The organism is Endozoicomonas sp. ALD068 (assembly GCF_049310145.1).
GTDB lineage: Bacteria > Pseudomonadota > Gammaproteobacteria > Pseudomonadales > Endozoicomonadaceae > Endozoicomonas_A.
In genome coordinates, this window is record NZ_JBLYNU010000004.1 from 4,702,153 (window position 1) to 4,715,383 (window position 13,231).

11 protein-coding genes are annotated in these 13,231 nt (G+C 47.3%); 6 read left to right on the plus strand and 5 right to left on the minus strand.

All coding sequences use genetic code 11. From position 1 onward, the window contains the following. Positions 1-83 precede the first annotated feature (83 nt). Positions 84-470, minus strand: a complete 387-nt coding sequence (locus ACO6V5_RS17120; RefSeq protein ID WP_422410426.1) for a hypothetical protein — start codon at positions 468-470, stop codon at positions 84-86. A 6-nt stretch (positions 471-476) separates the two neighbouring features. Beyond that, on the minus strand, positions 477-1,772 hold the full coding sequence (locus ACO6V5_RS17125; RefSeq protein WP_422410424.1) for an MFS transporter: 1,296 nt from the start codon (positions 1,770-1,772) through the stop codon (positions 477-479). A gap of 110 nt (positions 1,773-1,882) precedes the next feature. Here ACO6V5_RS17125 and ACO6V5_RS17130 point away from each other — a divergent pair, with 110 nt between their 5' ends. The 5 genes from ACO6V5_RS17130 to ACO6V5_RS17150 all read left to right on the plus strand — a co-directional run bounded on the left by ACO6V5_RS17130 (position 1,883) and on the right by ACO6V5_RS17150 (position 8,290). Beyond that, on the plus strand, positions 1,883-3,796 hold the full coding sequence (locus ACO6V5_RS17130) for an IucA/IucC family protein (protein ID WP_422442122.1): 1,914 nt from the start codon (positions 1,883-1,885) through the stop codon (positions 3,794-3,796). A 117-nt stretch (positions 3,797-3,913) separates the two neighbouring features. Beyond that, on the plus strand, positions 3,914-4,933 hold the full coding sequence (locus ACO6V5_RS17135; RefSeq protein ID WP_422136570.1) for a GNAT family N-acetyltransferase: 1,020 nt from the start codon (positions 3,914-3,916) through the stop codon (positions 4,931-4,933). Beyond that, positions 4,930-6,738 (plus strand): IucA/IucC family protein, encoded by a 1,809-nt coding sequence (locus ACO6V5_RS17140; protein ID WP_422139696.1) that lies wholly within the window; start codon positions 4,930-4,932, stop codon positions 6,736-6,738. The genes ACO6V5_RS17135 and ACO6V5_RS17140 overlap by 4 nt, the downstream gene beginning before the upstream one ends. Next, positions 6,735-8,027, plus strand: a complete 1,293-nt coding sequence (locus tag ACO6V5_RS17145) for a lysine N(6)-hydroxylase/L-ornithine N(5)-oxygenase family protein (protein ID WP_422139695.1) — start codon at positions 6,735-6,737, stop codon at positions 8,025-8,027. The genes ACO6V5_RS17140 and ACO6V5_RS17145 overlap by 4 nt, the downstream gene beginning before the upstream one ends. A gap of 2 nt (positions 8,028-8,029) precedes the next feature. Then, positions 8,030-8,290 carry a hypothetical protein gene (locus ACO6V5_RS17150; protein ID WP_422136567.1) on the plus strand — a complete coding sequence of 87 codons (261 nt, stop codon included), beginning with the start codon at positions 8,030-8,032 and terminating at the stop codon, positions 8,288-8,290. A 178-nt stretch (positions 8,291-8,468) separates the two neighbouring features. Here the strand turns inward: ACO6V5_RS17150 and ACO6V5_RS17155 are convergent, their stop codons facing one another. Continuing rightward, positions 8,469-10,037 (minus strand): hypothetical protein, encoded by a 1,569-nt coding sequence (locus tag ACO6V5_RS17155; protein ID WP_422442118.1) that lies wholly within the window; start codon positions 10,035-10,037, stop codon positions 8,469-8,471. Positions 10,038-10,364: 327 nt separating this feature from the next. Between ACO6V5_RS17155 and ACO6V5_RS17160 the strand changes: the two genes are divergently transcribed. Next, positions 10,365-10,619 (plus strand): hypothetical protein, encoded by a 255-nt coding sequence (locus tag ACO6V5_RS17160; protein WP_422136565.1) that lies wholly within the window; start codon positions 10,365-10,367, stop codon positions 10,617-10,619. Positions 10,620-10,630: 11 nt separating this feature from the next. Here the strand turns inward: ACO6V5_RS17160 and ACO6V5_RS17165 are convergent, their stop codons facing one another. Together ACO6V5_RS17165 and ACO6V5_RS17170 are read right to left on the minus strand one after the other, a co-directional pair. Then, positions 10,631-11,509 (minus strand): hypothetical protein, encoded by an 879-nt coding sequence (locus ACO6V5_RS17165; protein ID WP_422136564.1) that lies wholly within the window; start codon positions 11,507-11,509, stop codon positions 10,631-10,633. Positions 11,510-11,593: 84 nt separating this feature from the next. Beyond that, entirely contained in the window at positions 11,594-12,970 is a 1,377-nt protein-coding gene (locus ACO6V5_RS17170; RefSeq protein WP_422442116.1) for an aspartate/glutamate racemase family protein, read from the minus strand. Between the last annotated feature and the right edge of the window lie 261 nt (positions 12,971-13,231).

Here is a 13,231-nt window from a genome sequence, read left to right on the forward strand (position 1 = left end):
CAGTCGTACAATCCTGATAGCCATTGGCTCAACCAATGGACAATGGTTGCGAATGATAATAGTTATTATTTACACCATCAAGCTTAAACTGCCGTTTGATGGCACCGCTCAATCGCCCAGTCACGAGCCTGATCAAAATCGAGACAGGACACCATGGGAAAAGGCATAGCCTTTTTCATGTTGTCACTGACCACTCTGTCACCCTCCTGTTCGGAAAGCACAACCCGGGCAATACCACGGCAAAACGCCCCCAGTTTTATCCTGTTCTCTTTAAACCAGAGCCCTAGTTCTCTTCTGGCTTCCGGTGAAAACTCACTGTTGGGCTTTGCCTGAATAATGAGACTGAATGGCTGCTCTCTTGCCAGCAGCTCAGAAAGGTCGACTAGCCATTGGCGAGCATCATCGTCGCAGGCCGGGCGATTAAAGCTGACTGTGACAATGGGCCAGCCCACCATTTGAATTGAGTTCATGTAAACCTAACAACTCCGTTTCTTTGGAGATTCAACTAATAAAAAGGAAATCATCAGAAGCAGAACAGCCAGAAAAATGCAGAAAACTTCTGCCATCTGAATGCCCAGTGATCCTCCCAGTCCGGCCAGAAGCGCTCCCATGGTATATCCGAGGGTATGAATCATAGCGAGGGTTCCTGTCAGAACGCCCTGCTGACCTACCTGTTCTGACGCCAGTGTCGTGTAAGCAGGCGTCAGTAATGCAATCGAAGCGGCACTGATGACCAGTCCGAATATCAGGCATATCAGTTGAGTGGAGGTGATCAGCAGGAAACTACCGAACAGTAATAAAACGCTGCCGACTTTTAATGACAGAATCAGCCTGCCCTGAGCAAAACGAGATACCAGCAAATGAGCAACCACCGTCGAAAAAGCAGCCACCATCATGAGCATCGAAAGTACTCTTGATGCTGATACTCCGTCGTAAGAAAAACGCTCCTGCAAAATAGGACCTATTAGGTACTGCAACAGGCCAAAGAGCGTTGTTACAGAGCAGGCCACCAGCAAAACAGGCCAGAGTGATTTCAGCATTTGCCTGAACGGGTTCTTTTCTTCGCTACCTTTTTCTTGCCTGACTTCTGAAGGCTTGTCATTGGTTAATATTGAGACCTGTATTAGCAAGGGGATAGCAAAAACTACCAGTGCTAAAACAGGAAACAGGCTGCCCTGGGAAATCAACATTGCCGGAATCACAGGACCTATGAGACGCCCGGCATTTATGCTGACTGTAATCCGGCTTAGACCAGGCAGTCTGTTAGAATGATTACTGTCGTCTATAACCCAGGCCTGAACCGCTGGATACAAACCCGATACCAATAGACCATAAATAGTCCTGGCGAAAAACATCAAACCAATGGCCAACTCTCTGCTCAGCAGACCAGAGCCCAGACCGTGAAGCGCGAATGCCAGCAGTAAAAAGCTGGCCGCAAAACCAAAGACCCCGGACTGAACCACTCGCTTGCGTCCAAAACGGTCACTTATTCTTCCCCACAGGGGCGAAGTGAAAATAAACAGACAGGTTCCCAGTGCCACCATGGCCGTCAGCAGGCCATAACCTAAACCGGTTTCTTCAGCAATGGCTGGCAGGCAGATCAATAGCGTCGTCTGCCCGGCACCGAGCATAAATACCGACCCAAACTGGCTGAACTCTTTGATGGAGTCTCCGGTCTCATAAACGGGTTTTGCTATAACAGGGCCAAGCTCATTTTGTTGCATGGTTGATGTTTGTTGTTGTGATCTGTTGCAAATGATAACAATTCTCATTTACAATTCAAGCCCTATTGAGCCAGACCTTAAATAAAATCCTCGTAACAGTAATTAAGGTCTTCCAAATTATGTGCTGAATAATAAGATCATTCTGGAGAATGAAATCAGTGTCCACACCGCTTTTAGAAACCACAACCATCAAAGCTGTATACGATTCATCCTATAAAAGGTTCGGACATGAGCTTACGTACGACTGCAATAGTCATGAGCATGCAGAAAGCCTGAGTGCTGGCTGCTTTTTTAATGCCTTGCTCAGGGAATGGAAAGACTGGTCATTAGAGCCTGTTGGTAGCCACAAGAAGTGGTTGAGCGGTCAATCAATAAGTTCAGACTGGCAGCCGCCTGTTGACGCCGAAGCCACTGCTTCAATCCCCTTGAACAAAAGCGACTGTCGGCTTTTGATTTATATTAAATATTTATCCATCAGCGGCAGGCATCAGTTCTGCAAACCCATTGCCCTGGTTAACCAAAAAAACAACACCATCACTGATTTATCCTTCACTGAAAGTGTTCAGTTAATCGTTAAAGACAATGCTTTATGGAACAGTGACGCCGGGCAGAGACAACTGTTTTTTAATCGTGTTAAAAGAAGCGTTGAGAATATGGCGTCTGTTCTTGAATTAAGAAAAAACGAACTTGATCAACTATTTTCCGGCTGCACAGATTTTCAATCTTCAGAGCAAGCCCTGCTGGCAGGTCACTCCGTTCACCCTACCCCCAAAAGTCGCGATCAATTTACCGCAGAAGACTCACAGCGCTATATTCCTGAATACGGAAACAGCTTCCAGCTGCACTGGTTTTCTATTGATGCCAACCTGCTGGAAGCAGACAGTGTTCATGAATATTCATTCCATGAACTGACTCGCCAACTGGCTTCTGAAGATCCGGAGTTCTCCGGTCGTTTTCCTGAAGACATTCCCGAACACCACACCCTGTTACCCGCTCACCCCTGGCAGGCTCAGCAATGGTTAAAGAATGCTTATATACGGCAGTTGCTCAGTGAAGGCCAAATTATTAACTATGGTCTGCATGGTAGCCAATGGCGTGCTACTTCTTCAGTACGGGCGATCCATGGAATACACGCCTCCTTGATGTTGAAGTATTCACTCAGCGTCAAACTGACTAATTCGATACGTCACCTGCTGCCCAAAGAAGTGATTCGGGGCAAGGAAATCCATCAGGTGAAATACCAGACGCCTTTAGGCAGTGATTTGAAAAGCCTTTATCCGGACTTCGAAATCATTACCGAACCGGCTCATGCCGCCATCAAGGGAGAAGACGGCCAGGTGCTGCCTGAAACCATGATGGTGCTTCGGGAAAATCCTTTCAACCGGGAAACCGTCAACCAGTGCACTGAGTTACTGGCCAGTCTTACCCAGGACAACCCGGTAGGTGAGCCCAGACTGATTGCTCTGATCCGGGAATTAGCTGTAAAGGAAAGGGCCAGGCCTGAAGCTGTCGCACAAAAGTGGTTTGGAAAATATCTTTCCAAAGTTTTAGAGCCCATGATCGTTGCTCAATCAGACTTTGGTCTGCTAATGGGCGCACATCAACAAAACCTGTTGCTCAGAATGCCAGAGGGTTACCCGGAAACCGTCTATTTCCGCGACTGTCAGGGCACGGGGTACAGCCGCCTGGCCAGAGAACTCTTGCAAGCACACCTGCCTCTGGCTGATGAAGAAAAAGAGCACCACGTCAGTGAACAGCTTGGCAACCGGCTATTTACTTACTATCTGCTGATTAATTCCACCTTTGGTGTTATCAGCGTGTTGGGAGCCAGCAATATTCTTCCGGAGAAAGAGCTTCTGTCCTCCCTCTACCGTTTTCTGGACAACCTGCGCAAGCAGGGCCGCCGGGACACCAGCTGCCTTGATTACATGCTCGATAGCAGAGAGCTCTGGTCAAAAGGTAACTTTTACTGCACCTACTGCAACATTAACGAGAACACATTAAAGAACCCGATGGATGTCTATCACTCCATGAGAAACCCCTTGCAGGCATTCAGTGAGGTTGTCCGGTAATACACCCCATTAATTTTATCGTGAAAAACATTTTGCAATGCCATTTTCATATTTGAGCATGACGCACCTTGTTTTTCTTCGCACAAGGCTACTCAGACTCACTCTTACGGAAGAGCAATGACTAAAATAACAACGATTACCCTGCCAGGGGCATCAGACTGCAAGATTTCTCTGCAATTACTGTCATCCAATAGCCTGACGGTGCATGACAACAATCAATCTCTGCTGTTAAAAATCTCGGAGCAGGATAGTGCCTTAATAACTGCAGCTAACGAATCCGATCTCCCTGAGAATGTACCCAATCACCTTATTGCAGCCAGTCTGGATTACCTGTTTTCCCGCAATCCGGATCTCTTCCAAATTCAGGTTGCAGCTTCGTTGGCTGAAAGGCTTCAAGATAATCAGCTGATACACAGCCATAAAGAAAGCTCAAAGGAAGCTACCTGTTATCGCTCAGGCCTCTATCAGGACCGAACACTCTGGCACTATCAGAGAGATCATCAGACGATACCTGAAATCTGGACTGAAAACGAAAAAGCTGTCACGCATCCACTTCGTCAGGAACAGCCTAAAGGTGTCGTTTATAAGCGTTATGACTATCAAAATGACCTCACTGTCTCCTTCAGAACCCTTGATCCGGACCAGGATCTTGATCTCTTCCATGAATGGATGAATCAGCCTCGTGTCGCAGAGTTCTGGGAGATGGCCCAGAGCCGGGAAGAACTGACAGCCTATCTTCAGTCAGCATTGAAAGACCGGAGAACCTGGCCAATGATCGGGTGCATCAACGGAGAGCCTTTCGGGTATTTCGAACTCTACTGGGCTCTGGAAGACCGTATTGCTCCCTACTACGATTGCCAGCCCTGGGATCGTGGCTTTCACCTTCTGGTAGGGAATCTGGAATTTCTGGGCGAGAGATATTCCAACAGCTGGACAAAGTGCATTACTCACTTCCTGTTCCTGGACGAGCCCCGAACGACTCGTCTGGTGGGAGAGCCCAGAGCTGACAACAAGAGATTGCTGAAGCTGTTGAGTCCCGCTGGCTGGTCATTGGTCAAAGAGTTTGACTTCCCTCACAAACGTGCGGCACTGGTCAACTGTTACCGGGAGAGTTTCTTCCAGGAGATCCGGTTATGAATCAGGCTGTTACGGCTTTACCTGTCAATCAGTGCCTTGAGTTCTGGCAGAAAGCTAACCGTCGGTTGTTAGCAAAAACACTCAGTGAGCTGAGCTGGGAAGAAGCCATCATCCCCAAAGCAATTGCTCCTGAAGAAGTGAGTGGCGGACTGTTTATCCTTGAACTGAAAAGCGGCGTGAACTATCGCTTTTATGCTTGGAGAACCATCTGGGATCAATTAATAGTGGATACTGCGTCCATTTCCCGTAGCTATCTGGACAGTTGCATCGACTCAGCGCTGGAAGTCAGTCAGTTTTTTATAGACGCCAGGGAGGAGCTGGGACTGGACTCAACAACACTGGCAAACTTCCTCGAAGAACTGGCCAATACGCTAATGGCCGAGGTACAGGTTCAGAAAAACTATCACCAGAAAAGTGCAGCCGAACTGATCGAGCTGGAGGATGACGAACTGCAATGTTATCTGGATGGCCATCCCAAAGTCACCGTCAGCAAAGGACGCCTCGGCTGGGGACAGGAGGATTATCAGGATTACGCCACTGAGTTTCTGCCCGAAATCCAACTTGAGTGGGTGGCATTGAGCCGTGAAAACTGTAGGCTCTCTCTGGCCGTCGACCTTCAGGAAAATGATCTGATCAGCGCTGTTCTTAACAGCAGGGAGCAGGCAGAGCTGTACGCCAGATGTCGTCAACTCAATATTGATTCAAGCCACTTTTTCCTTATGCCGGTGCACCCCTGGCAATGGCGCAACCGTCTGGTCAACCTGTTCGCTTCTGAAATTGCTGCAGGTCACATCGTTCATCTGGGAAGCTATGGAGACCCCATGCTTCCACAACAGTCTCTTCGAACTTTGTCCAATAAGAAGCGACCAGAGCAACTGAACATCAAACTGCCACTCTCCATTTTAAATACCTCCTGCTACCGGGGTATTCCCGGTCGATATATCCAGGCAGGTCCCATGGTTTCGAGCTGGCTCTCTGAAATAGCTGCGTCTGATCCAACCCTGTGCAACCGCAGAACCATTATTCTGGAAGAGCCTGCCGGGGCTTTTTATCCAAACCCTCAGTTCCAACAGATAGCGGATGCTCCCTACCGTTATCATGAAATGCTGGGCTGCATCTGGCGCCAGAGTGTTCACGCTAAAACCGAAGAATCGGAACGGACTATCCTGATCTCTACCCTGTTCCAGAAAGACGGCTATGGCTATCCATTGATTTGCGAGTACATTCATCGTTCGGGATTAACAACAGAACAGTGGTTATCAAAGCTTTTTGATCTGGTGGTGGTTCCTCTTTATCACCTGCTGTGTAAATACGGTGTTGGTCTGGTGGCTCATGGCCAGAATATTACTCTGGTTCTGGATAATCATCTGCCAGTCAGAGTAGCGCTGAAGGATTTTCAGGGTGACCTGAGACTGATCGATCAGGACTTCCCTGAACTTGACACTCTGAGTGATTACGCCCTTTCAGTCACTGCTCGCCTGCCTGCTGCTCACCTTATTCACGACTTGCAGACCGGTCACTTTGTGACCGTTCTTCGCTTTATCTCTGCCTGTCTGGCTGAAAAAGGCTTTTCCGAGTCCCGTTTCTACCAGTTACTGGGTGAACAACTTAAGTCGTATATAAAGGCACATCCCGAACTGGAAAATCGCTTCAAACTGTTTGATCTGTTCACACCGGAAATGGCCCGGGTTTGTCTGAACCGGGTTCGTTTCAAACTCGGCTATGGCGACACCAGCGAACGCCCTCTGCCAGAACTGGGAACCCCTCTCAAGAACCCTCTGGCAATAACACTCAGGGAAGAATGATGAAGTTTACACACTACCAAGATGAAACCGCCCCTCTGGATCTGGCCGGACTGGGATCTGGCCCGTTCAACCTGAGTCTTGCAGCACTGCTGGACAGTCTTCCCGAGCTAAAGGTCCGTTTCTTTGACAAAAGACCCGCCTTCGGCTGGCACCCGGGGCTTATGTTGCCTGGTGCTCATATGCAGACCTCCTGCCTGAAAGATCTGGTAACTGCCGTACAACCCACCAGTCGCTGGTCTTTCTTGTCATTCCTGGTGGAAAAGGGACGGTTTTATTCTTTTTTAGCCACTGAAAAGATGGTGATCAGCCGCAGCGAATTTGTCGAATACATGAACTGGGTCGCAGAAAACCTGGAGTCTTTGCAGTTTGACTCGCAGATCAGGGAAGTCAGCTTTGAAGAGGGTAGCTTCGTGCTGCGCTCGGACAAGGAGAAGGTTAAAGCTCGTAATCTATGTCTGGGAACAGGCAAAGTACCCTGCATACCTGATTGCGCTAGAGCTATGGTGGGTAGGCATTGCTTCCATGCCAGCGAACTGATGACCCGCCAGCCTGATCTTCGCAATAAAAAGGTTGCCGTTATTGGGGGCGGCCAGACGGGTGCAGAAGTCTTCCTTAACTGTCTGCGTGAACAATGGGGTAAAGCTGATGAGATTCAGTGGATTTCCCGCCGGGCCAGCTTTGAGCCTCTGGATGAAAGTCCATTTACCAATGAATATTTTACGCCCGGCTATGTTAGCCGCTTTTTATCCCTGCCTGAGGAAAAAAAAGAAACCATTGTCAAATATCAGAAGCTGGCCAGCGACGGCATTACGCCTGCATACCTGCTAGAAATCTACCGGGAACTTTATGACCGCACCTACTTGTCTCGGAGTCAGGTAAACTGGAAACTGCTGCCTGACCGGACCCTCACGGCCATGTCTGAATCTTCGAGTGGCTTTTACGACCTCAAGCTCACCAATTCGCTGTCTTCAGAGGATGAAGTGCTCTCTGCTGATATCGTCATTCTTTGTACAGGTTTTCAGAATCTACTGCCCCGCTATCTGGAGCCAATTCAGTCCAGATTGAACCTTGACGAACACCAGCGTTTCAAACTTTCTTCCAGCTTTGCCGTTGATTGGGATGGTCCGGACAACAGACGCATTTACGCACTCAACGCAGGTCTGCACAGTCATGGTATTGCGGAGCCACAACTGAGTCTGACCGCTTGGCGATCAGCAAGCATCATCAATGATCTGACAAAGCGGGAAGTTTTCTCAATCAGTCAACCAGGCAGTTTGATTGGGTGGTAAATTTGTTTTCAACGACCCTGAAAAAGACGGGTAATTATTTTGTAGGACTGGTCGGCGTCATTGCTGTTTTACTGATCGTCATCCAGTTCATTCCTGCACTCAGTAAAAACCCGTCTACCACCTCGGCTCCCGAACTCCGTCGCGCAAATGAACTTCATGACTTTGTTGAACGATTACCGGGATCTTTATGTCCGTATATCCCCTGTTACATGGCTGAAGCTGCTCCTGCGGAAGGAGGAGGCGGTGGTTCATCATTTCTATAAATTACCTCATAGTACTTGAGAGGCATTCCAATATAATTTCCGTAGGCATTAATGATTGCTTCAATCGTATGAAAGTAAAGTTTGCTATGACCAATTATGCTAAAAAAAACGCCTTCTCCTAAGTACAATTAATCTCTCTGCTCCTTTGTTATAGGCAATAACTGCGGCCATCGCTGATTTATTTTCTCTGCCCCTGGCAGTCCCTGTCCAACAACTCAATATTTAATTTCATCGACAGTAGAGTAGCAGCCAGATTCACGTTGTTACGGAGAGTTCCATCGACGGTTAACAGGCCCCGAGTTTCATCGATCACCTGCTTCACCTCCTTTTGACATTCTTCAGGAAATTGCTCCAGCAACCGATTCAGGTTCTGCTGTCCCTGGGTCAGGTATGCAAACCTCAGAGGAAACTGGCGTAACTGATACAATTGAACCAAATCTGGTTCCAACCCCGATTCCTTCCAGGTTCGGAGCGCCATAACAATAAAGAAGTCGAGGTCCAGCGCATCAAAGGCAGGTTTGTCTGCTGTTTCGATAAAGTCCTTAATCTCACCATTAATTACTAATCGACCCAATTGTTTGGCCGACTCCAGATACATTATCTGCAAAAAAAACGACATTGTAATGTCTTTAGTAAGGGGTTCTTTGTCCGCATAATAAACGTTTTGATCCAAGACAGGGAATTCCAATAATGTTTCCAAATCGTGCATCATAAATGACTCACAACCAAAGTCAGTAACCTGACGTCGAGGCAGAAAATAAAAACGGGAATCAGTGAAGCCGTGATATTTTATCGCCAGCGTCAACGCTAAACCGACAAAATGCGACATGGGTGAATAAGTTTTTTCTGCCTGGAAGCGCTTAAAAGTACTCAGACTATCAACGAAAAAAAACTGATAATGCCCTTCACTATTTCTCCTGGTAGAAACAACACAGACATGACCTGTTTTATCCTGAAAAACATAATTTTTTGGTTCTTCTACAGTAATGAATGGCAGCTGGGTTATAAACAATGCAAGTAGCTGACGAAGACACTGATGGGAACCAAGATAAACATTCATGAGTTTTATAATGTTCGGCTTGGCAGTACCCACAAGTCTGTCAGCTGGCTCATAGTTGGGCAACCCTTCAGGTAACTCAGACTCAGGGAGCACAACTTCGGTAAATAATCTGATTAAGACTGCTGGCAATGTCTTAAACGCAGGATAGTCTAATGAAATATGTGTCAATTCACCTTTTTCCAGCTTTCCGGGAAAATGAAGCTGAAGCAGCCTCAAAATCCCTTTCCAACGGTATTCCTTGTTCTCCAGGAAACCTTTTTCTTCCAAAAGATTGGGGTTTGCCCGATACAATTCCTGCAATTCTGCATAAAAGTCATCAATATTTTTTTTCTGATCCATTGTTTTCAATGACTTTTCAGCAGCCTTAAGTATTTCTTTCAGTTTTTCAAGATGCCTGACATAACTCTCATCGTTTCCGAAAGCCGATGCTGATGCTGCACCAGAGCTTGAGGAATCTGAATAGCCAGAACTACTCTGCCCTTTATTACTTTGCTTTTTACTTTGTCGCTTATGCTGCGGTGATGGTGATTTAACATCGGTTTTAGACTGTTCCCTGTTTTCGTTGCCAAAACGGTTTAATTCGAATGGATAGGCAGAAAACACCGTTCCTTTATCTGGCTGTAATCCTCCCCATTCAGAGACAGTCGAACTGACTATCGAACCTTTTTTTCCCTTCTGAAACAACAAAAGCGGAACAACCTTAGTCTTGGGCAAACGAATAGGGTCGGATAAAAAAGAGGAAAAAATCGCCTCAATGCCAACGCCAGAGATCATTGACGAAACGTAAGAAATTGCAGCCTGGCTGCCAGCTGACAAAATAATGCTGCCATAAATAAAGACACAGCACATATTCTTCATTATTGATAACCAAGCTCCAATAGAAGAAAAAGGATTATTCTAGACAAAAAGCTCAGATTTTCCTGACTCTGGGATAACTTCTTTAATTGACTCGTTCCCATGTTTAATTTCAAGTGATCTGTCAGTCTGATATGCATTCCCACGCTGGGGAGGGTGTTGCGAAACTTCAACAGCTCGTTCTCACGCTCTGAAGTCGTCATTCCCGCGAAGGCGGGAATCCACACTGACTCACCACCAGAACCGTACTGCCCGGTGCTCCCCTGGCCTTGTCCTCCCCGAGAAGGGAGAAATCCATCGTTGGCGCTGGATTCCCGCCTTCGCGGGAATGACGAACTCAGAGCATGGGAACGAGCTGTTGGAGTTTTGCGACACCCTCTGGAGCGTGGGAACGAGCCAATTCCGTATGGCTGAATACTTATAAGCTAGCGACCAGATGAACGATCTTGGCATTTCAGCCAATGGTCATTTAGTTTGCATGCAGAGGCCCGTTCTGGCGTATATTTGCTTACCAGTATTTGCGAGTTTTCAAAGTGAGCAGAGGAGTCCCAGCCCCAAACTTTCCAAGTAACCTGGAACCTCACCGGTACTCCGCTGTATTTCGAGTCAGGCAGTACATAGTAGAAGTCCTGGAAATTGCCTCCATAGTAGGGTCCGTCTCCGTGTTTGGTGTGTTGGCCGTCAATGTAAAGGTCAACATCAATTACGCGTGCTTCCTGACCACGATTATTATTCCAGAAGATGTGCACTACCTGGTTGGCACAGAATTCCCCTGCCGTTCCACTGTGGCATTTTGGTATCGACGGAAGCCCTATGGTTCCAGGATCGCCTGCGTATATGGGTCCATCTTCACCGTATCCGCCCGGATTGTGGGAATCATCTCTGGATTTAAAATATAAATCCCGGGTGACGCGTCCCAAGTGACCACTTGATTCTCTGTAGGAGTAGGTAGCCCTGAAGTAATAAGTCTTACCGGGTTTTACCCGATAGTAGAAACCATTCAAGAACGATCCGATGCTAGCCATCTGAGTGTAACCTTCCGACAGGTCATATGCGTTCTTGGCGACATGAACCATAGTATGGACCATGGTAATATCACTATGCGCACTGAAATCAGCCATGCCAATCTGCACGATATCACCAGTGCATATCTGGTTGTGGGGGCAGTCAGCACTATACACAGACAAGGGGACGCCGTCGTGCTCCTTAGCGTGACTGTTAAGCTCCGCATTAGCCACTTGCATCCCTGCGAAACACGACAGCACGAACAATAAAAGACTTTTAAAAAATTTTGCGTGATTCATGAGCTTGAACTTCTTAAACCTTAGGAGAGTTAAGCGTGTTAAGGTTAGCTTCGTTTTAACCCCCTCACACGAAAAAACATTCGGTCAGATTTCAACATATGCCTCAGTTAGCTTATCGGCGAATATTTCGGCGAATACGGCCTCCGTATTCACAAGGTTAACCTGTAACTCTGCTTCGAGTTCTTCCATTTTTTCTTTACCCAGAGCCATTGGTAGCTCTGTGCAACCTAACAGCACGTGCCCCACTTCCCTGCCCGCCTTTCTCTCACTGTTGACGTATTGACGGATCATCGAAGACAGCTCCTCCTGCTTATCGCTCCCCCCCGTTCTCTTTGTATGATCTATCAGCTGTTGCAAAACTTTCTGGTCAGTTTGTGACAGGTTAATCGAATCTACCCCCTGCTGCCTGAGAGTCAGAGAATAAAGTTTGTTTTTATAAGCTTGCGTCGTTTCCAGAACCAATGTCGTCGTGTTTTTAGAGGGCACCTGATCTTTTGCAATTCTGCTCGCTATCTGATCCACCAGATGCAAAAGTGGCTTTATGCCCAGTTTTTTTAATGTGGGGCATTTGGCATGTGCCGCATTACTGGCTATTACGTAGCTCCGGTGCCGACGGGCTGCAAATGTTCGAATGTTATCTATGAAGCTGGAACCACTGGCAATCACTTCCCACAAGGTCCGGGGTGGTGGGCAGGAAAACAGGTTCATTACCAGATGATCTTTATCTCCTCCTTTTGTGAAAAAATCATCCAAAGCTCTGGTCACTATTTTGGCATCTGACAGCGGACCCATACCGCCAAGAACCCCCAGCTGGCTACGTTGGCAATTGTTTTTTCGAGCGGATTTACCAACGATATGAAGGTCGATGGTTGGCCTTTGGCTTTCCTTAGGGATGAGCTTTGCGATGGTTTGCTGTAGATCGTTGTAATAGCTTATCTGGTCAGGCTCTATTTCAAGACTGATCCGTTGTTGACAGTATTTTTTTCTTGGCTGAATACTGTGTTCGGAAATCACTCGCCGGGTCCAGTCATGCTCAGTTTCACTCTTTTGCGGCTTAGTGGACAACAGTTGCTGATCAACCTCTTGCAGAATTGCCGCCAGTTTCTCTCCTCGCTCTCTACTGCTTTGAAAAGCCAGCAACTGTGCCTTCTGGTCAACGCTAATATATCCTTCTCTGGCCAGTTGGTTGATGCTAATGGATTGTTTGAGCTTGGTGCCATCAGGTTGAACGACCGTAATATTTCGATCTTTTATTAATCCAAAGGAAAATACCGTTCTCAATGCCTGAACGATATTTGAAGATTTTGCTTTTTCACCGAGGGATAAATATGGCGGCTTTACCAGGGCGGTTGTTGTGACGCTGCGTCCTTTGGAGTGGCCCGTGCTTGCCTTTGCTGAAGACTTTCTACTGACCTTTTCGACTGGGTTCGAAGGCATGCTTTTTTGAGAACCAATTTTCATGCTGCCTTGTGTCCCGGCTTATTTTCTCCTGTAATTTTCTCGGCTTGCAGGGAATTTTCTTTATCGGAAACGATGAGGTACTCAACCATACGAAATCATATTTTCTGACTTATTGTTCAGGCACTCGCGGCAACTGCTCCTGCGTTGCTCTAGCTCCTGCATCCATGCAGTCGTGATGCGTTGCAACTCTGGTCACATAGCTTGCTATGTGCCCGTCGTTGCGCCTTGCAGAGCACCTGCCCAATAAGCCAGAAATATTCG

Coding starts and splice junctions, on each gene's coding strand:
- ACO6V5_RS17120 (WP_422410426.1), bottom strand. CDS start 470: ATGAACTCAATTCAAATGGTGGGCTGGCCCATTGTCACAGTCAGCTTT.
- ACO6V5_RS17125 (WP_422410424.1), bottom strand. CDS start 1,772: ATGAGAATTGTTATCATTTGCAACAGATCACAACAACAAACATCAACC.
- ACO6V5_RS17135 (WP_422136570.1), top strand. CDS start 3,914: ATGACTAAAATAACAACGATTACCCTGCCAGGGGCATCAGACTGCAAG.
- ACO6V5_RS17140 (WP_422139696.1), top strand. CDS start 4,930: ATGAATCAGGCTGTTACGGCTTTACCTGTCAATCAGTGCCTTGAGTTC.
- ACO6V5_RS17145 (WP_422139695.1), top strand. CDS start 6,735: ATGATGAAGTTTACACACTACCAAGATGAAACCGCCCCTCTGGATCTG.
- ACO6V5_RS17165 (WP_422136564.1), bottom strand. CDS start 11,509: ATGAATCACGCAAAATTTTTTAAAAGTCTTTTATTGTTCGTGCTGTCG.
- ACO6V5_RS17170 (WP_422442116.1), bottom strand. CDS start 12,970: ATGAAAATTGGTTCTCAAAAAAGCATGCCTTCGAACCCAGTCGAAAAG.